Source organism: Pseudomonas sp. BT-42-2, from assembly GCF_025847435.2.
Taxonomy (GTDB): domain Bacteria; phylum Pseudomonadota; class Gammaproteobacteria; order Pseudomonadales; family Pseudomonadaceae; genus Aquipseudomonas; species Aquipseudomonas urmiensis.
In genome coordinates this window covers 47513-69904 of record NZ_JAOYTM010000007.1, presented here as the reverse complement: position 1 = coordinate 69904, position 22392 = coordinate 47513, and the positions used below count along the sequence as shown (strand labels likewise).

The window sequence follows — 22392 nt, the reverse complement described above, 5'->3', positions numbered from 1 at the left end:
ACTCCCTGGGGGAGCATCCGCTTGCGCGCGTCAGGTAAAACCGAACAAGCGTCGTGGGGTGTCCCACATGATCTTGCGGCGCAGCTGCGGGTCGGGCATCAGCTGCTCTGCCAGTTTCAGCAGCGGGCCGTAATCGACCCGCGAACGTTGCCGAATGAAGGGCCAGTCAGAACCCCAGACGCAGGCATCGGCCCCAAAGGCGGCGATCAAGGCCTGCACCTAGGCCCTGCTCTGCCCAAGCAGATCCTCGCTGGCGGCGAATTTCTGCATACCGGACAACTTGACGCTGACCCGCCCGCAGCTCGCCAGCTTGAGCAACGCCTGAAAGCCCGACTGTTGCAGTCCAGCGCGCACATCCGGGCGGCCACAATGGTCGATCAGCACACGTACCGGGTTGCGCTCAAGCAGCCCTTGCAGGTGCAGCAACTGGTCTTCACAAACCTGCACTTGGGCGAACATGCCCAGCTCGGCAAGCTTGCCCAAACAGGCTTGTGCACCCTGCATGACCTCAACCCCGTAGAGCGCAGGATTGAACGCCACCCCGACCACGCCCTGCTGCTGTAGCGCCGCCAGCTGATCGATGCCGATGTCAGGCTCGACCACCGCCACGCCGCGCAAGCGCCCATGGCCAGCTGCCAACGCGTGCAACAGGCAGCGGTTGTCGGTGTGATAGCCACTGTTCGGCCCGACCAGCAGGGCGTGACGCACACCGTAGGCATCCATCAGCAGGCTAAATTGCTCGAACGTTGCGACCTCCTGGCCGGAGGGGGCATAGGGTGCCGCGGGGTGATAAGGAAATCGCGCTGGATCAAACACATGGTTATGGCAATCGATCTTGGGCTCGTCAAAGATGTTCACGCGGCTCTCCCCTGGCACGACCCTCCATTGCTGAGTTAACGCGCCCCCTGTAGGAGCGGACTTGCCCGCGAATAGGTCAGTGAATCCACAATCGTATTCGCGGGCAAGCCCGCTCCTAAAGGGCCTGCGTAGCTCAGCGCGGCAAGGCCACTGCAGCGTTTTGCAGATCTTGTTATTGTTCGCCGACACGGCGGCGGGCTTGGGCTAACGATACTGCCGGCGATGTACTAACGCTCATACACAGATGGCGAAAACCATAACCAAAGGTAATGACCATGCTCCCCGGCAGAGAAGCTGCAGCGTCCAGCACGATGGTGTTCAAGCTGCGCCATATGGAGGTGTTTCGCGCGGTAATGCTGACCGGGTCGATCAGCGCGGCGGCGAAAATGCTGTATGTCTCCCAGCCTGCGGTGAGCAAGTTGATCGGCTACATCGAAGGCCGCCTGGCTTACCGCTTGTTCGAGCGAATCAACAATCGACTGGTGCCCACTGGCGAGGCACAGATCCTGTTTCGCGAGGTCGAGCGGGTCTATCAGGCAGCATTGGCGGTCAACGAGTGCGCGCTGTCACTAGGTTCTGGCTCACAGCGCAACCTGCGCCTGTCGTGCAGCGCGTCATTGTCGACGGTGGTCCTCCCCACGGCGCTGGCGCAGCTCAAGCTTGAGTCGCCGTCACTGAACATCGAGTGGCAGACCTCGTTGATGAACGAGATGCCCAACCAGATCCTGTCGAAGAAAGTCGACCTGTCGATCGCCGCCTTGCCGGTCGTGCATGACCATCTGCATTCGCAGGCATTCATGCGCGGGCGCATGGTGGTGGTGATGGCTGGCGACCACCCGCTGGCGCAGCAACCAGTGCTGTCGCTGCAACAGCTTGAGGGGCAGCCACTGCTGCTGTTCAGGCCCGACATGCCGTTTGGCCAACTGCTCGCGCAACAGATCGAGCACCACGGTTTGCACCTGCACTCGCTGCTATCGTTCACCAACGCCGTCGAGGCGGTGGCGTTGGTCAAGCAAGGCATGGGCCTGAGCATCATCGATGAGTTCGTGGCGCAAGACAGCGGCTTGACGGTGGTGCCACTGGCCGAGGAAATCTACTTCGATATCAGCTTCGTCTATTCGCGCTTCGAGCCACCGTCGCAAGCGGCGCTGCACCTGATGCGGGTGCTGCGGGCGCAGGCGGTAAACGTTGGCCGTGCTATCGCCGGCTTCGAGTTGCCCAATTCATGAACCGGGACGGTGACGGGTTGACCGCTGTACGACTGTCATAGACGATTGATTTCCCGCCAGACAAGGACGACCACATGTTACGGATACTGGGCAGAGCGGCCTCGATCAACGTGCGCAAGGTGCTATGGGCCTGCGCGGAAATGAACATCGGCTTTGAACGAGAGGACTGGGGCGCGGGCTTCAAACCGACAGCGCTGCCTGAGTTTCTGGCGCTGAACCCCAATGCCATGGTTCCGGTTATCCAGGATGGCGACTTCACCCTGTGGGAATCGAACAGCATCATCCGCTACCTGGCCACACGTGATGGCCAGAGCGCGCTCTATCCGGCCGAAGCCAGGGCCAGGGCACGCGTGGATCAATGGATCGATTGGCAGGCCTCCGATCTGAACCGTTCCTGGAGCTATGCCTTCATGTCATTGGTCAGGCAATCGCCTGCGCATCAGGATGGCCAGGCGCTTGCCGCTGGCTTGGCGCAATGGTCCAACTACATGCAGATACTCGACCAGCAGCTCGAAGCAACAGGGGCTTACGTGGCCGGCGACGCCTTTTCACTGGCCGACATCCCCATCGGCTTGTCGGTCCACCGCTGGTTCGCAACACCTTTTGCCCACCCGCCGTTGCCATCAGTCGAGGCCTATTATGAGCGGCTCAGCGAGCGACCCGGTTTTCGCCTGCATGGTCGCACCGGCACGCCCTAGACACGCTCGGCCACGCCTTGCGGGCAAAACGCCCCGCTTTACCAGTGGTTGATCGGCCGGCTAGAGTGTCGCCCCCCGGGAATTGGATCCCGGCCTTTGGCCCCTGGAGCTGTTCAGTGAAGTACCTCAGTAAAGTTGTAGCCGCATGCGCATTCGGCCTGGTTCTGGCAGGTTGCACCGGTGCCCCGATCAAATCGGCCCACTATGACAGCAGCCAGTACACCGTGCTGGGTCACAGTGAAGCCAGCGCCACCGGCCTGATGCTGTTCGGCCTTATCCCGATCCGTCAGAACAGCCGCTTTGTCCGTGCACAGGACGCGGCGATCAAGGCCAAGGGCGGCGATGCGCTGATCAATACCCAAGTGCAGGAAAAGTGGTTCTGGGCCTGGGTCCTGAATGGCTACACCACCAAGGTTTCCGGTGATGTGATCAAGCTGAACAACGTCCAGTAACCCAGCGCTTTGACAGCGCTCCCCAATGGGCGCGCCCGGCCGCCGATCGCACGGCGTGGGGCGCGCCTGGTCATCAAACGCTGCGGGTCACCCCGCCATCGACGCGGATGTTCTGCCCGGTGATGTAGGCCGCCCCTTCGCTGGCCAGGAAGGCGATGGTGGCAGCGATTTCCTCGCTGGTGCCATAGCGCTTGAGCGGAACACTGTCGCGCCGCTGCTCAGTGGCCGGCAGGCTGTCGATCCAGCCGGGCAATACATTGTTGATGCGCACGTTATCGCCGGCAAAGTTGTCGGCGAAGATTTTGCTGAAGGCTGCCAAGCCTGAACGGAACACCGCCGAAGTAGGGAACAACTCGCTCGGCTCGAACGCCCAGGCGGTGGAAATATTGATGATTACCCCGCCTTTCTGGGCCTGCATGATCGGCGTGACCAAGCGGCTCGGGCGAATGACATTGAGCAGGTAGGTTTCCATGCCCTGGTGCCAGTCTTCGTCGCTGATCTCCAGGATCGGTGCACGCGGGCCGTGACCGGCGCTGTTGACCAACACATCGATCCGGCCCCATTTTTCCATGACCGCGTCGACCAGACGCTGCAGGTCTGCGTTGGACTGGTTGCTGCCGGTGACGCCAATGCCGCCCAGCTCCTGGGCCAGCGCTTCACCTTTGCCGGACGAAGACAGGATGGCGACCTTGAAGCCATCGGCGGCCAGGCGCTTGGCGGCAGCGGCGCCCATGCCGCTGCCGCCGGCGGTTACGATAGCTACTTTTTCTACTGACATAGGGGCTCCTGGCTTTTACGCGAAGTCTGCGGTGATGTGAGGTTCAGCCTACACCTTGGTTGGGATCAGCAGCAGTGATCAATAGTACTTGTAGCCTGTAGAAAATCTATTGGCTTGCGATTTAGGGGGCCGCTTTGCGGCCCATCGCAGGCAGGCCAGCTCCTACAGGGTCATGCTGAGGGCTGTAGTCCCAAGATCTCGGCAAACACGCTAAGGTAGAATCTTTACGCAACAGGACTGCCGCATGCCGCAACATTCCGGCTTCGTCAGGGTGCGTGGCGCCCGCGAGCACAATCTGCAGAACGTAGACGTCGACATCCCCCGCGACGCGCTGGTGGTGTTCACCGGGGTGTCCGGCTCGGGCAAATCCTCGCTGGCCTTCTCGACGCTCTACGCCGAAGCCCAGCGCCGCTACTTCGAGTCCGTCGCGCCGTACGCCAGGCGCCTGATCGACCAGGTTGGCGTACCGGATGTCGACGCCATCGAAGGCCTGCCGCCCGCGGTGGCCTTGCAGCAGCAACGCGGCACGCCCAGCGCCCGCTCCTCGGTGGGCAGTGTCACCACCCTTTCAAGCTCGATCCGCATGCTCTACTCGCGTGCCGGCAGCTATCCGGCCGAGCAACCGATGCTCTACGCCGAGGACTTTTCACCCAACACCCCGCAGGGTGCCTGCCCCGAATGTCACGGCCTGGGCCGGGTCTACGAGGTGACCGAAACGAGCATGGTCCCGGACCCTTCGCTGACCATACGTGAACGCGCAGTCGCAGCCTGGCCGATGGCCTGGCAAGGGCAGAACCTGCGCGACATCCTGGTGACCCTGGGCTACGACGTGGATATCCCCTGGCGCGATCTGCCCCAGGAGCAGCGCGACTGGATTCTGTTCACGGAAGAAACGCCGACCGTACCGGTTTATGCCGGCCTGACCCCAGCGCAAACCCGCGCTGCACTCAAGCGCAAGCTAGAACCCAGCTACCAGGGCACCTTCAGTGGCGCCCGGCGCTACGTGCTGCACACTTTCATGCAGTCGCAAAGCGCGCAGATGCGCAAGCGTGTCTCTCAGTTCATGCGCCCCAGCCCCTGCCCGCTGTGCGCAGGCAAACGCCTCAAGCGCGAGGCACTGACCGTGACCTTCGCCGGCCTGGATATCGCCGAGCTGTCACAGATGCCGCTGCAAGAGCTGGCCAAGGTGCTCAGGCACGTTGCCGCAGCCGACTACTTGCAGCAGCCTGAACAAACCTCAGAAACGCTCACCCACCAACAAACCCGCGCCGCCCGCCAACAACGCGCGGCCAAGGGTGAGCCTGCGCACAGCGGCGGCCCGGATGTGCGCCACACACCCAACCTGTCGCTGGAAAAGCGCCTGGCCGCGCAACGCATCGCCGCTGAGTTGCTAGAGCGCATCGACACCCTCATCGACTTGGGCCTGGGTTACCTGGCGCTGGAACGCAGCACGCCGACGCTGTCCTCCGGTGAGCTGCAACGCCTGCGCCTGGCCACCCAGCTCAATTCGCAGCTGTTCGGCGTGATCTACGTGCTCGACGAACCTTCCGCCGGCCTGCATCCGGCCGATAGCCAAGCGCTCTATGCCGCCTTGCAGCGGCTCAAGTCCAGCGGCAACTCGGTGTTCGTCGTCGAGCATGACCTGGACACCATGCGCCGGGCCGACTGGCTGGTCGATGTCGGCCCGGCTGCTGGCGAGCATGGCGGGCAGATTCTCTACAGTGGGCCACCCGAAGGCTTGCGCCAGGTGCAGGCATCGCGCACCCGCGCCTACCTGTTCGCAGAGCAGGCCAGCAGCCAACATCAGCCTCGCCAGGCACACGCCTGGCTACGCCTGGAAGGCATCACCCGCAACAACCTCGATGCGCTCAGCGCACAGTTTCCACTGGGCTGTTTCAGCGCCGTCACCGGCATCTCCGGATCGGGCAAATCGAGCCTGGTCAGCCAGGCCCTGCTGGAACTGGTCGGCGCCCACCTGGGCCAGCCGCAGCAGCCTGAGGAAGCTGAAGAACAGAGCCTGGAAGATGAACCGCAGCCGACCAGCACTGGCCAGATCGTGGCCGGGATGGAGCAGATCAAGCGCCTGGTCAAGGTTGACCAGAAACCGATCGGCCGCACCCCGCGCTCCAACCTGGCGACCTACACCGGGTTGTTCGATCACGTGCGCAAGCTGTTCGCGGCCACCGAGCAGGCCAAGGCGCAAGGTTTCGATGCCGGGCGCTTTTCGTTCAATGTCGCCAAAGGTCGCTGCGAAACCTGCGAGGGAGAAGGCTTTGTCAGCGTCGAGTTGCTGTTCATGCCCAGCGTCTACGCCCCCTGCCCCACTTGCCACGGTGCACGCTATAACCCCGAAACCCTGGCGGTGACCTGGCAGGACATGAACATCGCCCAGGTGCTGCAGATGACCGTTGACCAAGCCCTCGAGGTATTCGCCGAACAGCCCGGTATCCGCCGCAGCTTGCAGGTGTTGCAGGACATCGGCCTGGGTTATCTGCGCCTGGGGCAGCCTGCTACCGAGCTGTCTGGCGGCGAGGCACAACGGATCAAGCTGGCCACCGAGTTGCAGCGCACGGCACGCGGCGCGACCTTGTATGTGCTGGATGAACCTACCAATGGCCTGCATCCGCAAGATGTCGATCGCCTGCTGGTGCAACTCAACCGCCTGGTCGATGCCGGGCACACGGTGGTGGTGGTCGAGCATGATATGCGGGTGGTGGCGCAGAGCGACTGGGTGATCGATATCGGCCCAGGAGCTGGGGCTGCGGGGGGCAAGGTGGTGGTGAGCGGCAGGCCTGAGACGGTGGCCAAGCATCGGCACAGCCGCACGGCGCCGTTTCTGGCGGGTGCCTTGCGCTGATCGCGGTGCTGGTAGCGCATCGCGGGGCCCGCTCGCGCCTCACCGCACGAACCACGCTGTCCTTTGTGGAAGCGGGCTTGCCCATGGAAAGGGCCCTGCGGATGAACGTCAACTGTGACAACCGAGCCTAGGCAGATTATTCTTGAGAGGTATGTCTTCCCGCCTCAATATGTGAGCGACGAATATGAAAATCGATGACATGGACGCCTTCGTGGCGGTTATCCGTTGCCAGTCGACCAACCTTGCCGCCGAAGCCCTGCAACTGACCCAGCCGGCCATCACGCGGCGCCTGCAGAACTTCGAGCAAGACCTGGGCGCCACGCTGCTCGACCGCAATACCAAGCCCCTCAAACCCACGCCGATGGGCTTGCGGGTGTATGAGCAGTGCAAGGCGATCCTGCGTGAAATCGATGCCCTGCGTGAGCTGGTGGCCAATGATGGCGCGCCCTCCGGCACCCTGCGCCTGGGCGTACCGCAAACCTTGGGCGATGTGGTCTTGCTCGATGCCCTGGCGAAGATTCGCGAGGTCTATCCGGTGTTGCGCACCCAAGTCAGCAGCGGCTGGGGCAGCAGCTTGATCACGCGCATGGAAAACGGCGAGCTCGATGCGGCAGCCGCACTGTTCCCGCCCGGCAAGATCTTCCCCGAAGGCATCGCCAGCCAGTCGATCGGGCGCATGCCGCTGCGCGTGGTCGCAGCCAAGGGCAGTGCCAGCAAACGCAACTACAAGCTCAAGGACTGCTATACCCGAGGCTGGGTGCTCAACCCTGATGGTTGCGGGTTCCGCGCAGGTCTGCAACGGGCGCTCAGCGAGCAGGGTTTGTCGCTGTCGATCAACCTGGAGACCTTTGGCACGGACTTGCAGTTAGGCCTGGTCGCCAGTGGCCAGGGCCTGGGGCTGGTGCCTGAACCGCTGCTGCTGGCCAGTCGTCACAGGGATCAACTGGAGGTGGTAAACGTCAGTGATTTCAAGCCGCAGGTGGATCTGTGGCTGTTCCATCCGCGCTACCTGGGCAATTTGCAGGAGCCGGTGGAGCTGTTTGGCGAAATTGCTGGAGCGCGGTTGCGCAGCTAGGCCTCGCTGTACCCTGGGCTGCGGATCAAGGCTTCACTCAAGCAAACTAATGAAATAAACGCATAAAGTAGGATGAATTAAATTCTTAAAACAAATAATTAGCATAGAACCAAAAAGACTTTTACAGCTCTCATCCAGACGAATACGGTCTTAACAAATCTACCGTGTTCCAGGGATGAATACCCATGAGTCACCCACCTTCCGATCGCGCCCTGGCCGAGCTTACTCAAGCCCTGGCTGCCAACGCCGAGCGCTATGACCGCAGTGGTCAGTTCCCTCACGACAATTTCGCCCTGCTGCACCAATACCGCCTGCTCGGGCTGACCGTACCCAGTGCCCTGGGCGGCGGCGGCGCGGACTTGCCTACCGCGCGGCGGGTGGTCGCCGCCGTCGGCAAGGGCGACCCGTCAACTGCGCTGATCCTGGCGATGCAGTATCTGCAACACGTTCGCTTGCAAGAGCAAGGCCGCTGGCCTGAGCACCTGCGCCTGCGGGTGGCTCGCGATGCCGTGGACAACGGCGCGCTGATCAACGCCTTTCGGGTCGAGCCAGATCTGGGCACGCCGACGCGCGGTGGCCTGCCTGCGACCGTGGCGCGGCGCACCGCTGATGGCTGGCGATTGTCTGGGCGCAAGATCTACTCCACCGGCAGCCACGGCCTGACCTGGTACCTGGTGTGGGCGCGCAGTGATGACAGCGATCCACTGATCGGCGGCTTTTTGGTGCACAAGGACAGCCCCGGTATCAGCATCATCGATGACTGGGACCACTTGGGCATGCGCGCCACCTGCAGCCATGAAGTGCGCTTCGACGATGTACTGATCCCACTGGATCATGCGGTCAACGTCAGCCCAGCCAGCGCGCCACGCCCAGAGCTCGATGGCGAAGGCCAGTTGTGGATGTCGGTGTTGCTGCCGGCGCTTTACGACGGCGTGGCCCAGGCCGCACGCGACTGGCTGGTGCAGTTCCTGCTATCGCGCACACCCAGCAACCTCGGCGCGCCGCTGGCAAGCCTAGGGCGTTTTCAGGAGGTGCTCGGGCGTATCGACACCCTGCTGTTCGCCAACTGCAACCTGCTCGACGCTGCCGCGACCGGGCAGGTCGATGCGCGGCATGCCGGGCAGATCAAGCACCTGGTCAGCAGCAACGCCATCAATGCTGTCGAACTGGCCATCGAAGCCGCTGGCAACCCCGGGCTGTCGCGGCGTAACCCGCTGGAGCGGCATTATCGTGACGTGCTGTGCAGCCGCATCCACACCCCACAAGACGACGTAGTCCTCGGCCAGGTTGGTCGTGCAGCGCTGGCACCGGCCGGTGCATAACCCCCCTCTAGCGGAGATTGCCATGAGTTCATTGTCTTTCGTCACCGACGCCACCCGCTCGGTGCGCCAGCGAGTCAGCCACCAGGAGTGGGAGGTGCGGGTCAAGCTGGCCGCCGCCTATCGCCTGGCGGCGCTGTTTCGCTGGACCGACCATATCTACACGCACTTCTCGGCCCGCGTGCCAGGGCCGGACGAGCACTTCTTGATCAACGCCTTTGGCCTGTTGTTCGACGAAATCACCGCCTCCAACCTGGTCAAGGTCGACGTCGATGGCAGCATCATCGATGATCCGCTGGGGCTGGGCATCAACCAAGCCGGCTATGTCATCCACAGTGCTATCCACCGCGCTCGCCCGGATCTGAAAGCGGTGCTGCACACCCATACCCGCGATGGTGCGGCGGTGTCGGCTCAGCGCCACGGCTTGCTGCCGATTTCCCAGCATGGCTTGGCCTATTACAGCCGCGTGGTCTATCACGACTACGAAGGCGTGGCGCTGGATCTGGATGAGCAGCAACGCCTGGTGGCCAATCTGGGTCAGAGCAACATTCTCATCCTGCGCAATCATGGCCTGCTGACCGGCGGCATCAGCGTCGAGCACGCGTTCCGTGAACTGCATGGGCTGGAACGTGCCTGCAACATCCAGGTGGCGGCGCAAGCGGGCGGCAATGCCCAGTTGCTGCACGCATCAGCGGCGGCGATTGCCAAGGTGCACGAGCAATCCAAACGCTTTTCCGATGGGTTTGGAGAAGGCATTCAGCGCCATTGGGATGCACTGATCCGTCAGCTCGATCGCGAGGGGCGCGATTACCAGCAGTGACGGCTCGCCCATAGGGCCTTGATCGCGGGCAAGGCGGCAGTGGCCTGCCCGTGCGATGAAGCCTTGAAAGATCAGCGCAGCAGCATCTGGATCTGCTCGTGCAGGGTATCCAGATCAAACGGCTTGGCCAGAATCGGTGCCTTGCGCGCGATCGGGCTGCCGGATTCGAGGATCTCCGCCGGATAACCGCTGATGAAGATCACCTTCAGATCCGGTCGCAGTTTCACGGCAGGCTCGGCGATCTGCACCCCAGAAATGCCGCCCGGCAAGCGAAAGTCGGTGACGATCAGATCCAGGTGCGGTTTTCTCGCCAGAATGTCAAACGCCTGCTGGCCATCCTCGGCCACCAGCACGTGGTAACCCTCACCGGACAGGTAATCACGCAGGATCATCCGAATCGCCGGTTCATCCTCGACCACCAGTACCACGTCTTGTGCATCTTCGCTCATGACAACGCCTTGAAATTCAATAAGTTGGCCATCTGACCCCAGGCTTACGCAGAGGTTGCCTGCGCCTGGTCGGTTTGTTGCGACAGCGCCGGCAGCGGCAGCAGCACGCTGAATGTCGAGCCCTTGCCCTCCTCGCTGTCGACCTGAATGCGCCCGCCATGGGCCTGGACGATCTGTTCGGAAATATACAGCCCCAGGCCCAGGCCGCCGCTGGCCTGCTGGGTTGCCACCCGCTCGAACTGCTGGAATATCCGCTGCTGGTTGGCGGCGTTGATGCCAATCCCCTGGTCCTGGACTTGCACCCAGGCCATGCCGTCCTGGGCGAACACCCGCACCTTGACCGGTCGTCGTTGCCCGTAGCGCAAGGCATTGGACAACAGGTTGGCCAGCACTTGTTCAATCCGAAATTCATCCCACTCGCCAGCCAGGGCCTCGCACTGTTCCAGCTCGATGCGCGTGTCCAGCGCGCTAGCCTGGGCGACGAAATTCTCCAGCAGGCCGCGCACCAGCTGGGCGAGATCGAACGGTTTGGGCCGCAGCGACAACTTGCCGGTGCGGATGCGCGAGACGTCGAGCATGTCTTCGACCAGACGGATCAGGCTGTTGATCTGCCGCTCGTCGCGCTCGACCATGGCCTGCAGCTTGTCCTCGCTGAACGCCGCCAGATTGCCTCGCGCCAGGTGCATTTTGCGCAGTTGGGCTTCGAGGATCAGGCCGTTGAGCGGGGTGCGCACTTCGTGCGAGACGATCGACATGAAGTCATCGCGCATACGCACCGCGTGCTCCAGCTCGCCGCGGGCCACCTGCAGCTGGCTGAGCAGCAGCTCTTGCTCCTGGCGGCTACGCTCCAACGCCTGCAATTGACGATCGAGGACTTTGCGCTGGCGATACAGGTCGACGAACACCGAGACCTTGCTCTTCACCGCCAGGGTATCGAGCGGCTTGTGCAAAAAGTCCACCGCGCCGCTTTCGTAGCCTTTGAAGGCGTAATTCATTTCGCGCCCGGCGGCGCTGACGAAGACGATGGGGATGTTCTTGGTCTTTTCCGTGCCACGCATCAGTTCGGCCAGTTCGAAGCCATTCATGCCCGGCATCTGCACATCGAGAATGGCCAGGGCGAACTCATGCTCGAGCAGCAGCGACAAGGCCTGCTCGGCCGATTGCGCCTGATGCACCTCACGATCCTCGCCGTGGATCAGGGCGTCGAGGGCCAGGAGGTTTTCCGGCAGGTCGTCGACGATCAGCAGTTTGGCGATGATTTGGCTTAGCATGCGCGATCTTCCAGGGTAGCGAGCAACTGCCCGATACCGCTCAGAGAAAGTATATGGTCTGGGCTGTGCAGGGCCAGCGCGGCCTCCGGCATCAGCGCGACCTGTGCGTCTTCAGGGTCCTGGACCACCGTCCGGCCTCCGCATTGTTTGATGTAGGCAAGGCCCTGGGCGCCGTCTTCGTTGGCACCGGTCAGCAGCACGCCAAGTAGCCCCGCGCGGTAGGCATCAGCCGCGGAGGTGAACAGAAAATCGATCGCCGGGCGGGAGAAATGCACCGGCGCCTCCTGGCTCAGCGACAGGCTCAAATCGCCCTCCACCGACAGGTGATAACCGGGTCCTGCGACATAGATCAGCCCCGGCTCGATCGTCGCCTTGTCCAGCGCCTCACGCACCGGACGGCCAATCTTGCGCTGCAGCACTTCGGCCAACTGGCTGTGGCGATCGTCGGGCAGGTGCAGCACGCACAGCACCGGGATGGCAAAGCCCTGTGGCAACCCGCCAAGCACTTTGAACAGCGCAGCGACACCGCCGGCCGAGGCGCCGATGACTACCGCATCGACGCCGTTCATGATTTGCGAAAGATCCGTTCGGGCTTGACCAACGCCTCGAAACGGTCGCTGTAGGCGGAGAAGTCTACCGACTCCTTGCTTCCGAGCAGCAAAAAGCCGCGGTGGCACAAAGATTCGTGGAACAGGCCCAAGGCGCGATCCTGCAGATCCTTGTTGAAATAGATCAGCACATTGCGGCACGACACCAGCTGGGTTTCGGAAAATACGCTGTCGGTAGCAAGGCTGTGGTCAGCGAAGGTGACATTGTCGCGCAGACTGCTGTCCATGATGGCGTTGCCGTAGGCGGCGGTGTAGTACTCATTGAAGTCGCGCCGCCCGCCCGCCTTGCGGTAGTTCTCTTCGTAGCCGTGCATGCTCTGCATCGAGTAGATGCCCTGCTTGGCCCTTTCCAGCGAGTGCGGGTTGATGTCGGTGGCGTAGAGGATGGTGCGCTCCAGCAGCCCTTCTTCGCGCAGCAGAATGGCCATGGAGTAGACCTCCTCGCCCGTGCTGCAGCCGGCGATCCAGATCTTGATCGAGGGCCAGGTGCGCAGCAGCGGCACCACTTCCTGGCGCAAGGCGAGGAAGTGGCCGGGGTCGCGAAACATCTCGCTGACCGGAATGGTCAGGAACTGCAGCAACTGCATGAACATGCCGGGGTCGTGCAGCACCCGTTCTTGCAGCGCCGACACCGTGCGACAGTCGAACTGGCGCAGGGCGTGAAGGATCCGACGCTTGATCGAAGCGCCGGAGTAATTGCGAAAATCGTAGCTGTACTTGAGGTAGATCGCCTCGATCAGCAGCCGGATCTCGATGTCGGTGTTGCGCTCGCTAGTCAAATTCGCTCCAGTTGCGGCAGCCAGACGCGGATCAGGGAGAACAGTCGGTCCAGATCGATCGGTTTGGCCAGGTAGTCATTGGCGCCTGCTTGCAGGCAGCGCTGCTGGTCGTCCTTCATCGCCTTGGCGGTCACGGCGATGATCGGCAGTTTGCGCCAGCGCGGTTGCTGGCGGATCAGCCGGGTCGCCTCGTAGCCGTCCATCTCCGGCATCATCACATCCATCAGCACCAGGTCGATGTCGTCGTGTTTGTCCAATTGCTCGAGCGCTTCGCGCCCGTTGCGGCCAATCTCGACGATGGCGCCCTTGTGCTCCAGGGCACTGGTGAGGGCGAAGATATTACGCACATCGTCATCGACCAGGAGGATCTTGCGCCCCTCGAACACCTTGTCGCGGCTACGCGCGGTCTTGAGCATGCGCTGGCGCTCGTTGGACAGCTGCGATTCGACCTTGTGCAAGAACAGCGTGACCTCATCGAGCAGACGCTCAGGCGAGCGTGCGCCTTTGATGATGATCGAGCGCGAGTACTTGAGCAGGTCGGTCTCTTCTTCCCGGGTGAGGTTGCGCCCGGTGTAGACGATCACTGGCGGGAAGCTGCGGATATCTTCGGCGGTCATGCGCTTGAGCAGCTCGTTGCCAAGCATGTCTGGCAGCTTCAGGTCGATGATCATGCAGTCATAGATGTTCTCGCGCAGCAGCTCCAGGGCGTCCTGGGCCATGGCCACGGCGGTGATCTCGATATCGTCGTCGCCGATCAGGCGGGCAATGCTCTCGCGTTGCAGGTCGTCGTCTTCGACCAGCAGGATGTGCTTGAGTTTCTGGGTCAGCTTGGCTTCCAGGCGGGCGAAGACTTCCTTGAGCTGCTCGCGGCTGGTGGGCTTGACCGCATAGCCGACTGCGCCCATGTGCATGGCCGCTTCGATGCGGTCTTCGACCGAAATGATGTGCACCGGGATGTGGCGGGTGCTGGCTTGTTCCTTGAGACGCTGCAGCACGGTAAGCCCGGAGTGATCGGGCAGGCGCATGTCCAGCAGGATCGCGTCCGGCAAGTACTGCGCGGCGAGCTGGAAGCCTTCGTCGGCACCCTGGGCGGCCAGGCAGCTGTAGCCCAGCTCATGAGCCAGGTCGAACAGGATGCGGGCAAAATTCGGCTCGTCTTCGATCACCAGGATGCAGCGATTGCTAAAGGGCGCAAGCTCACGATCGTCGGTAAAGCTATGCCGAGCCACCGGCGCCGGCGCCGCCACCTGTGGCACCGGCGGCAGTTGATCCACGGCCGGACGCAGGGTTTGCACTTCGACCTGCTCAGCGGCCGATTCATAGCGCTCGGGCAGGATCAGGCTGAACACGCTGCCTTGGCCGGGGCTACTGTCGACACTGATCTGGCCACCGAGCAGGTGCGCCAAGTCGCGCGAGATCGACAGGCCCAGGCCCGTGCCGCCATAGCGGCGGTTGCTGGTGCCGTCGACCTGGTGGAAGGCGCCGAAGATCGCTTGCTGTTGATCGGCAGCAATGCCAATGCCGCTGTCGCGTACGGCGAACACAATGCCTAGTCCGGCCTGCTGGCTGATGGTCATGCTGACTTGGCCGCGCTCGGTGAACTTGATGGCGTTGGACAGCAGGTTCTTGAGAATCTGCTCCAGGCGCTGGCGGTCGGTGAACAGGGTCGCCGGCAACGGATGCTCGAGTTGCACCTGGAAGTCCAGGCCCTTGTCGGCTGCCAGCGGCTGGAACATGCCGCGCAGGCCCTCGACCAGACGCTCGACCTGAGTGGTCTCGGGGCGCACTTCGAGTTTGCCGGCCTCGACCTTGGCGATGTCGAGGATGTCATTGATCAGGTTGAGCAGGTCGTTGCCGGCCGAATAGATCGAATCGGCAAACTTGACCTGCTCCTCGCTGAGGTTGCCTTCGCCATTCTCAGCCAACAGCTTGGCCAGGATCAGCGAGCTGTTGAGCGGCGTGCGCAGCTCATGCGACATGTTGGCGAGGAACTCGGACTTGTACTTGCTCGAGCGCTGCAGGTCTTCGGCGCGCGCTTGCAGCTCTTGCTGGGCCTGGTTGAGCTCGCTGTTCTTGCGATCCAGGGCGTCGGTGCGCTCGGACAGTTGCTCGTTGGTCTGTTCAAGCTCGGCTTGCTGGGTTTCCAGATGCGCCTGGGACTCCTTGAGCACTCGCGATTGTTCTTCCAATTCTTCGTTGGCGGTCTTGAGTTCCTCCTGCTGGACCTGCAACTCTTCATTGAGCTGCTGCGTCTCGGCCAGCACTTCTTGCAGGCGCTGGCGATAGCGGGCGCTCTCGATCGACATGCCGACGTTTTCCGCGACCCGCTCCAGCATCTCCAGGTCGCGCTCGCTGAGCGGACGCAGGAAGCCCAGTTCGAGCACGCCGTTGATCTGCCCATCATCGCGGCTGGGCATCAGCAGCGCGCTGCGCGGCAAGCCGCTGCCAAGCCCTGAACTGAGATGGAAATAGTCTTCGGGCAGTTGCTCCAGGCGCACGATGCGCGCCTGGCGTACAGCTTCACCCAGCAGGCCGTCATGCGAGCCGAGGTTCTGGGTGCGGGCCTGCTCTTCGGCGTTAAGGCCATAACTGGCCACCCGCAGCAGTTGGCCATGCTCGTTACGCACATACAGAGCGCCTACCACACTGCCCAGATAAGTGGCGAAGAAGCGCAGGATGTTTTCCCCGAGCATGGGCAGGGTCAGCTGGCCCAGCACCTGTTCGGCCAGCTGCGTCTGGCCGTTGCGCAACCAGGCCTGGTGTTCCAGGCGCTCAGCCGAGCGCTGCTGGGCTTGCAGGTTCTCGGTATAGCTATCAGACAGCGCCAACAGATCACGACGGCCCAGGTAGGCCAACAAGCCGCTCAAGGCAACGATGAACAGCACGAACGCGCTTATGGCGGTCACGGTGACAGTGTTGACCGTTTCGTTACGCGCCTGGCGCAGCTGCTGTTCAGCTGCAACCAAGGCGTCGAATTCTTTACGAATTTCGTCGGTGATACGCTTGCCGCGACCATTACCAAGGGCCAGTTGGTAGTCGCCCTGGGTGCGACGCAGGACAATCATTTCATGGCCAAAATCATTCCAGGCTCTTTGCAGGGCGATCAGCCGATTGACCCGCTCAACCTGGGTCGGGTTGTCCGCGACCATGTCGCGCAGGCTTTCCAGGCTGCTGAAGATCCGCGGTTTAGCCACCTCATAAGGATCGAGGAAGCGTTCATCACCGGTGATCAGAAAACCGCGCATGCCGGTTTCCATATCGATCGACAGCTTGACCGTTTCATTGGCATTGCCGATCACCCGGTCGGTGTGCTCGACCCACTGCATGGCCGAGAGCAGGTAGTTGATCACCGCGACGAAAGCCACGGCGCCTAACAGGCCCACCCCCAAAGGCAAGCCGATGTTGCGGCTCAACAGCTTGCGAAAGCTTTGCTGGTCCATCGAGGCTGCTTGAATCATCTGAAAACGCCCGAGCGAAAAAAGTCCGTTGAATACATGTGGCGGAAACACCCTTGGTAGCGTGGTGCCCGCTGCTGCGCTGACTGGTTCAAGCGCAAAGTCTAACCAGCTTTGCCGCATCTGGCAGGGGCATTTAGCCAGTATTTGAGAACAGCGTGCGTCAATCGTTCCATCGAATTACCAGCAACGTTATGCTGGGGAACTTCTGCCACTGCTCTGGGCACAGAGTAGAGACACTTCTTTTGTACAGGATCCCGATCAATGCACCTTCTGGTAGTCGAAGACGACGACATCGTTCGCATGCTGATGGTCGAAGTGCTCGACGAGCTGGGCTATACGGCCATCGAAGCGGATACCGCCACCGCTGCCCTGCGGATTCTCGAGAACCCCGACCAGCCCCTGGACCTGCTGATGACCGACGTTGGCTTGCCGGACATGCGCGGCGAAGAGCTGGCGGGCAAAGCGCGGGAAATCCGCCCGTTGCTGCCGGTGTTGTTTGCCAGCGGCTATGCCGACAGCTTCAACGTGCCTGAGGGCATGCACATGATCGGTAAGCCTTTTAGCATCGATCAGCTACGCGACAAGGTGGTAGGGATTCTCGGCGCACCCTAAGCGTGCGATCTGGGTGATGACTGTGTAGCCGCGCAGTTACTCGCGATCAGGCCGCAACAGGCAAAATCCCTCTAGATTATCCGACGCAACAAGTAGGTATCCATGATCCACCCCTTGCGCCGGCGAGCCTGCGCTCGCACCTGCACGATCCTCGCCTTGACCTCCTGCAGCGGCCCGGCGATCAGCATCTCGTCCGCCGTCCCTAAATACGCGCCCCAGTAAATGTGCAGCTGTGGATCGTCCAATCCGGCGAACGCGCACTGGCCATCGAGCATCACCACCACATTGTCGATTCGCCCCTGTTCGACCAGGCGCCGACCAGGCAACACCGTCAGTGGCTCGCCAATGCGATTGAGGGGGATCTGGTGGCGCGCGGCAAGAGCCTGGACACTGCTGATGCCTGGGATCACCTGCAGCTCGAGCAGCACACCCTGCTCACGCACCAGGTCAAGGATGCGCAGGGTGCTGTCATACAAGCCAGGCTCCCCCCAAAGCAGGAAGGCGCCGACATCACCGGGCTGCAACTGCTCGTCGAGCAAACGCGCATACAGTGCCGCGCGCTGCTGGTGCCAGTCGCGCACGGCGCCGACGTAATCGGCCGCCTGGCCATCGCGCAGCGGGTCTTCGACCTGCACCAGGCGGTAGCCGCCCTGCGGCCGGTAACGCTCAAGGATGGCCTTGCGCAGGTGCAGCAAGTCGTCTTTGTCGGTGCCCTTGTCGAGCACGAAGAACACCGTGGCACGCTTGAGTGCATCCACGGCCTCGTAGGTGATCTGGCGTGGATCGCCAGGCCCGATGCCGATCAGTAACAGCTGCTTCATCGCTCTGCCCGTCTGGGAACCTGCGGCCATTGTCGCGCTGGCCACAGGGCTTTGGCAAAGCGACTTACAGGATCGAGAAGTTGTAGCTGACGATGACCCGGGTCTCGTCCATGTCGCGTGCCCACTTCTCGTAGTTGCTACGGTAGGTGGAATTACGCAGGCGCACGCTGACGTCCTTGAAAGTCCCGCTCTGTACTTGGTACTTGAGCTCGGTGTCGCGCTCCCATTCCTTGCCCTCGTCGCGACTGCCCGGGACCTTGATATGGTCGCCGTTGATGTAGCGGGTGAAGAAGGTCAGGCCCGGCACGCCCATTGCCTTGAAGTCGTAGTCATAGCGCAGCTGCCAGGAGCGCTCCTGAGCGGCAGCGAAGTCGTTGACCTGGGCGTAGTTGACCAGGTACGGGTTACTGCCATCGAGGTAAGGCATGGCGCTTTCGCCAAACATGCGCTGCCAGCCTACACTGACTTTGTGGCCACCCAGGCTGTAGCCGAGCATGCCGCTGAAGGCACGATGATCGATCTCGCCGGCGCGAGCGTTCCCAATGTCGTCACTCTTGATCAGGCGCAAGTCGGCCGACAGGCTACCCATCGCCAGCGGCTGGCTGGCAACCACCCCGAGGAAGTGCTGGCGGTAGATGTTTTCAAGCTTGGCCACCTGGTATTGCGCGCTCAGGCGGTCGTTGAAGCGATAGTCCAGGCCCGCCAGGTCAAAGTGATCGGCTTCGATATCGCAGGCATAGCGCTTGTTCTTGCAATGAACGCGAATGTCCTGGCGATCGGTGGAGTCACGCGCGGTGTACTGGTTCAAGCGCGCCAGGGTGAACTTGAGGTCATGCACTTCTTCGGAGGTAAGCATCGCACCATGGAACAGGGTCGGCAGCAAACGGCCGTCGTTGTACTTGAGCAGCGGCAAGTCCGGCATCATCGAACCGTACTTGAGTACAGTGTTGGAAACTTTCACCTTGCCGGCCACACCGAGCTTTGCGTATTGGTCGGCAGAGCGGCGTGGATCATGCCCGCTGGAAGGCAGCAAACCACTGTTACTGTCGGCCGGGCTTGAATCGAGCTTGAAGCCAAGCATGCCCAGCGCATCTACACCAAAACCGATCGGCCCTTGGGTATACCCAGACTGCACATTGAGAATAAAGCCTTGGGCCCACTCTTCGCGCTTGGACGCGCCTTGGCTGGAACTGCTGTGGCCGTCACGAAAATCCCGGTTGAAATAGACATTGCGTGCTTCAAGCTTGGCCGTGGCGTCTTCAACAAAACCGGCGGCCTGGGCATTGACACCGGCACACAGCAAGAACAGGCCGGCAACACGACGCCCGGGGGCGAGTGGGAGGGGGGCAAACATGCGAGGGAACATCCAGAAAGAAAGGCGAAAACAATCCGCCGCCGTCAATGGCCGCGGTACTGCAGCACAGCCGAAGACATATCGACCAGCATCTTGAATGTTCACCCAAAGCCTCTGGCGCGGGTAATTGGACCATGGTCTAAACAACTGGCGGATGGCACCCGTGGACTTTGTAAATTGCCGTTCGAAAAACTAAATTAGTTCCAGATCAATGGATTGAAAGTTTACGGTTTACCCACTAGCCAGCGACTACTACACTCGACCACAGCGAACAGCTGTACCCACCCACGTGGCCGGCGTTTAACGCGTCTTCAATGTTCGTCACGCCCTTGCCACAGTTGAATTACAGGAGTGATGACAGTGTCCAGACTTGCAGAGTTTCGTGCTGCCGAAAAAGCCCTCCAGGAACAGATTGCCCAACTGGAAGCGCTGAAAAAGGATGCCGGCCTCAAACGCGAAATCGAATTCGAGCAGAAACTACTCGGGCTGATGAAAAGCTATGACAAGGGCCTGCGCGATATCGTTGCCATCCTCGACCCTAAAGCCGCCAGCAAGGTGGCTTCCAAGGCCCCGGGTGCGGCGCCCAAACAGCAGCGTCGACCCCGGGTAGTGAAAGTCTACGAGAACCCGCACACCGGAGAATTGATCGAGACCAAAGGTGGCAATCACCGGGGCCTTAAAGCCTGGAAAGAGGAATATGGCGCGAACACGGTAGAAAGTTGGCTGCGCCCATGAAACGTGCACATACACTTCACACTTTTTTCACAGCGCCTGCCGCACCATCGAACCAGCTAAAGGATTAGCGACCCCATCTGCGCCCGCACACGCGGGCCTCTAATTCAAGCGCCCTGCCCTCATGCAGGGCGCTTTCATTTTGCGCAATCGCTTCAGTCCCGTATCATGACCGGCCTGTCTTTACCGCTGGCGTCCCAGGATACAAAGCCTAGGGCCCGGCCCCGTCTCTGGAGCCCCCATGAGCCTGAACGATCTGAACACCCTGCCTGGCGTTACCGCTCAGCCGGACACCGCCACCGCTCAATTCGTCTTCAACCACACCATGCTGCGGGTCAAGGACATCGAGAAGTCGCTGGACTTCTACACCCGCGTGCTGGGTTTTCGCTTGGTAGACAAGCGCGACTTCCCCGAAGCGCAGTTCAGCCTGTACTTCCTGGCCCTGGTCGACCCGGCGCAGATCCCTGCCGATGACGCGGCCCGCCACCAGTGGATGAAGTCGATCCCAGGCGTACTGGAGTTGACCCACAACCACGGCACCGAAAACGATCCTGAGTTCGCGTACCACAACGGCAACAGCGATCCACGTGGTTTCGGCCATATCTGCATCTCGGTGCCAGACGTCGTAGCCGCCTGCGCGCGCTTCGAAGCACTCGACGTGCCGTTCCAGAAACGCCTGGCCGATGGCCGCATGAACCACCTGGCGTTCATCAAGGACCCGGATGGCTACTGGGTCGAAGTGATCCAGCCAACCGAGCTGTAAGCAAGCCGCCCGCCTGGGCGCGCTCGTCGGGCCGGGAACTACCGGCCCCTTGCTGTGGTATATGGAAGTAACCGCTTCCACACCACAGCGAGGTAAGGACGATGCAAACCCTTCACTGTGAATACCGCGACCACACCATCACTGCCAGCGTCATGGCCCACCCTGGGTCACCCCTGCCCTATGCCGCTGGATGCCTGATCACCGACCCTGAGGGTCACACCAGCAGGCGCTTGGCGCTTCCGCTGAAAATGGCCTTGCTGTCTGATCTGAACAACGCCCAGCATGCGTCTCTGGCCCATGGCAAGTGGCTGGTGGATCAGAAGCTTGATGGTGATAGACGCACGCTCTGATATCGCCCACTAATCCACTAATAGTGTTGGGGCCGCTTCGCGGCGGTTCGGCGTCCCGACAAGCCCGCTCTGACAGGTACAGCGCCAATCTAGAGAACGGCGCTGTACCTGTGGGAGCGGGCTTGCCCGCGAAGGGCCGCGAAGCGGCCCCATACCGGGCAGTTCGAGTATTCAGGTAGCGCGCGCGTATGCGATGGCAGATTCGACCTGCTCAGCTGTCGGCCTGACACCGGTGTACAGCACGAACTGCTCCAGCGCCTGCAAAGCGATCACCTCAAGCCCGGTAATCACCGGCTTACCTAGCGCTTGCGCCTTGCGAACCAGTGGCGTGAGCGCAGGCATCGCGACCACATCGAATACCCGCTCGGCTGCGGCAATGGCCGTTTCAGCAAACGCCAATTGCTCGGCCTCAGCCCCACCCGCCATGCCGATTGGCGTCACGTTGACCAACATGGGCGGCGCCAGGTCACCCAGCTCGGCCTGCCAGCGATAACCGCAGACATCCGCCAACTGCCGCCCAGCTTGCTCATTGCGGGCGACGATGATCCCTTCGCGAAAACCGGCATCGCGCAAGGCGCTGGCCACGGCCTTGGCCATTCCACCACTGCCACGCAAGGCAAATGCTGTCGCCGGGTCCACTTGATGCTGCTCAAGCAACTGGCGCACCGCCAGATAGTCGGTGTTGTAGGCCTTCAAATGGCCGTTGCTGTTGACCAGGGTGTTGACCGATTCGATGGCCTGCGCCGATGGATCGATCTCGTCGACCAAGGCCATGCACGCTTCCTTGTACGGCATCGACACCCCACAGCCGCGGATCCCCAGGGCGCGGATCCCCGCCACCGCAGCAGGCAGATCTTGGGTGGTCATGGCCTTGTAGTAGTAATCCAGCCCCAACTGCTGGTAGAGGTGATTGTGAAAGCGCACGCCAAAGGTGCCGGGGCGACCGGCTAGGGAAATGCACAGCACGGTGTCTTTGCTAGGGGTCATCGCCAGGGTTACTCCTTGACCGTCACTGAATCGATTACGCAGCCTAGCAGACAGCGCCACCGGCGCGCCTCAGTTGATCGCGGAGCCAGGCATAGGTTCAGCGCACGCTTGCAGGAGCGGGC

General features: G+C 61.7%; 20 protein-coding genes and 1 pseudogene. 11 read left to right on the top strand and 10 right to left on the bottom strand.

Going from position 1 to position 22392, the window contains the following annotated elements; translation table 11 throughout:
* Positions 1–30: 30 nt before the first annotated feature.
* Positions 31–858 (bottom strand): annotated as a pseudogene (locus OIU19_RS07005) (amidohydrolase).
* A gap of 275 nt (positions 859–1133) precedes the next feature.
* On the opposite strand from OIU19_RS07005, the gene OIU19_RS07000 reads away from it, so the two are divergent.
* The 3 genes from OIU19_RS07000 (at position 1134) to OIU19_RS06990 (ending at position 3237) form a co-directional block, all read left to right on the top strand.
* Positions 1134–2087 carry a LysR family transcriptional regulator gene (locus tag OIU19_RS07000; protein WP_264234402.1) on the top strand — a complete coding sequence of 318 codons (954 nt, stop codon included), beginning with the start codon at positions 1134–1136 and terminating at the stop codon, positions 2085–2087.
* Positions 2088–2161: 74 nt separating this feature from the next.
* Positions 2162–2785 (top strand): glutathione S-transferase family protein, encoded by a 624-nt coding sequence (locus OIU19_RS06995; protein WP_264234401.1) that lies wholly within the window; start codon positions 2162–2164, stop codon positions 2783–2785.
* Between the two features lie 116 nt (positions 2786–2901).
* Complete coding sequence (locus tag OIU19_RS06990) at positions 2902–3237, top strand: hypothetical protein (RefSeq protein ID WP_186553497.1); 336 nt, start codon at positions 2902–2904, stop codon at positions 3235–3237.
* A 73-nt stretch (positions 3238–3310) separates the two neighbouring features.
* On the opposite strand, the gene OIU19_RS06985 is transcribed toward OIU19_RS06990, so the two are convergent.
* Positions 3311–4015, bottom strand: a complete 705-nt coding sequence (locus tag OIU19_RS06985; RefSeq protein ID WP_264234400.1) for an SDR family oxidoreductase — start codon at positions 4013–4015, stop codon at positions 3311–3313.
* A 244-nt stretch (positions 4016–4259) separates the two neighbouring features.
* On the opposite strand from OIU19_RS06985, the gene uvrA reads away from it, so the two are divergent.
* The 4 genes from uvrA (at position 4260) to OIU19_RS06965 (ending at position 10086) form a co-directional block, all read left to right on the top strand.
* Complete coding sequence (gene uvrA / locus OIU19_RS06980; RefSeq protein ID WP_264234399.1) at positions 4260–6872, top strand: excinuclease ABC subunit UvrA; 2613 nt, start codon at positions 4260–4262, stop codon at positions 6870–6872.
* A 184-nt stretch (positions 6873–7056) separates the two neighbouring features.
* On the top strand, positions 7057–7947 hold the full coding sequence (locus tag OIU19_RS06975; RefSeq protein ID WP_264234398.1) for a LysR family transcriptional regulator: 891 nt from the start codon (positions 7057–7059) through the stop codon (positions 7945–7947).
* A gap of 185 nt (positions 7948–8132) precedes the next feature.
* Entirely contained in the window at positions 8133–9269 is a 1137-nt protein-coding gene (locus OIU19_RS06970) for an acyl-CoA dehydrogenase family protein (RefSeq protein WP_264234397.1), read from the top strand.
* A gap of 22 nt (positions 9270–9291) precedes the next feature.
* Positions 9292–10086 carry a class II aldolase/adducin family protein gene (locus tag OIU19_RS06965; protein ID WP_264234396.1) on the top strand — a complete coding sequence of 265 codons (795 nt, stop codon included), beginning with the start codon at positions 9292–9294 and terminating at the stop codon, positions 10084–10086.
* A gap of 71 nt (positions 10087–10157) precedes the next feature.
* Here the strand turns inward: OIU19_RS06965 and OIU19_RS06960 are convergent, their stop codons facing one another.
* The 5 genes from OIU19_RS06960 to OIU19_RS06940 are packed head-to-tail and all read right to left on the bottom strand — an operon-like array spanning position 10158 to position 16651.
* Positions 10158–10535 (bottom strand): response regulator, encoded by a 378-nt coding sequence (locus tag OIU19_RS06960; protein ID WP_186553503.1) that lies wholly within the window; start codon positions 10533–10535, stop codon positions 10158–10160.
* Positions 10536–10579: 44 nt separating this feature from the next.
* Positions 10580–11806 carry a hybrid sensor histidine kinase/response regulator gene (locus OIU19_RS06955; protein WP_264234395.1) on the bottom strand — a complete coding sequence of 409 codons (1227 nt, stop codon included), beginning with the start codon at positions 11804–11806 and terminating at the stop codon, positions 10580–10582.
* Complete coding sequence (locus tag OIU19_RS06950; RefSeq protein WP_264234394.1) at positions 11800–12375, bottom strand: chemotaxis protein CheB; 576 nt, start codon at positions 12373–12375, stop codon at positions 11800–11802. The genes OIU19_RS06955 and OIU19_RS06950 overlap by 7 nt, the downstream gene beginning before the upstream one ends.
* Positions 12372–13193, bottom strand: a complete 822-nt coding sequence (locus OIU19_RS06945) for a protein-glutamate O-methyltransferase CheR (RefSeq protein ID WP_264234393.1) — start codon at positions 13191–13193, stop codon at positions 12372–12374. The genes OIU19_RS06950 and OIU19_RS06945 overlap by 4 nt, the downstream gene beginning before the upstream one ends.
* The gene (locus tag OIU19_RS06940) at positions 13190–16651 is read right to left on the bottom strand and encodes a response regulator (protein ID WP_264234392.1); all 3462 of its coding nucleotides are present in this window, start codon (positions 16649–16651) and stop codon (positions 13190–13192) included. The genes OIU19_RS06945 and OIU19_RS06940 overlap by 4 nt, the downstream gene beginning before the upstream one ends.
* Before the next feature lie 261 nt (positions 16652–16912).
* Between OIU19_RS06940 and OIU19_RS06935 the strand changes: the two genes are divergently transcribed.
* Positions 16913–17263, top strand: coding sequence for a response regulator (locus tag OIU19_RS06935; protein WP_186553508.1), 351 nt, complete (start codon positions 16913–16915; stop codon positions 17261–17263).
* 71 nt (positions 17264–17334) lie between these two features.
* Here the strand turns inward: OIU19_RS06935 and cobF are convergent, their stop codons facing one another.
* Both cobF and OIU19_RS06925 read right to left on the bottom strand, forming a co-directional pair.
* A complete protein-coding gene (gene cobF, locus OIU19_RS06930) occupies positions 17335–18084 on the bottom strand; it encodes a precorrin-6A synthase (deacetylating) (protein WP_264234391.1) in 750 nt (249 codons plus the stop codon).
* 64 nt (positions 18085–18148) lie between these two features.
* Positions 18149–19438 (bottom strand): OprD family porin, encoded by a 1290-nt coding sequence (locus tag OIU19_RS06925; protein ID WP_264234390.1) that lies wholly within the window; start codon positions 19436–19438, stop codon positions 18149–18151.
* 360 nt (positions 19439–19798) lie between these two features.
* Here OIU19_RS06925 and OIU19_RS06920 point away from each other — a divergent pair, with 360 nt between their 5' ends.
* The 3 genes from OIU19_RS06920 (at position 19799) to OIU19_RS06910 (ending at position 21283) form a co-directional block, all read left to right on the top strand.
* Complete coding sequence (locus OIU19_RS06920; protein ID WP_264234389.1) at positions 19799–20173, top strand: histone-like nucleoid-structuring protein, MvaT/MvaU family; 375 nt, start codon at positions 19799–19801, stop codon at positions 20171–20173.
* A gap of 238 nt (positions 20174–20411) precedes the next feature.
* Positions 20412–20933 (top strand): lactoylglutathione lyase, encoded by a 522-nt coding sequence (gene gloA, locus OIU19_RS06915; protein ID WP_186553512.1) that lies wholly within the window; start codon positions 20412–20414, stop codon positions 20931–20933.
* A 101-nt stretch (positions 20934–21034) separates the two neighbouring features.
* Positions 21035–21283 (top strand): hypothetical protein, encoded by a 249-nt coding sequence (locus OIU19_RS06910; protein WP_264234388.1) that lies wholly within the window; start codon positions 21035–21037, stop codon positions 21281–21283.
* Positions 21284–21454: 171 nt separating this feature from the next.
* On the opposite strand, the gene OIU19_RS06905 is transcribed toward OIU19_RS06910, so the two are convergent.
* Complete coding sequence (locus tag OIU19_RS06905; RefSeq protein ID WP_264234645.1) at positions 21455–22276, bottom strand: shikimate 5-dehydrogenase; 822 nt, start codon at positions 22274–22276, stop codon at positions 21455–21457.
* Positions 22277–22392 lie beyond the last annotated feature (116 nt).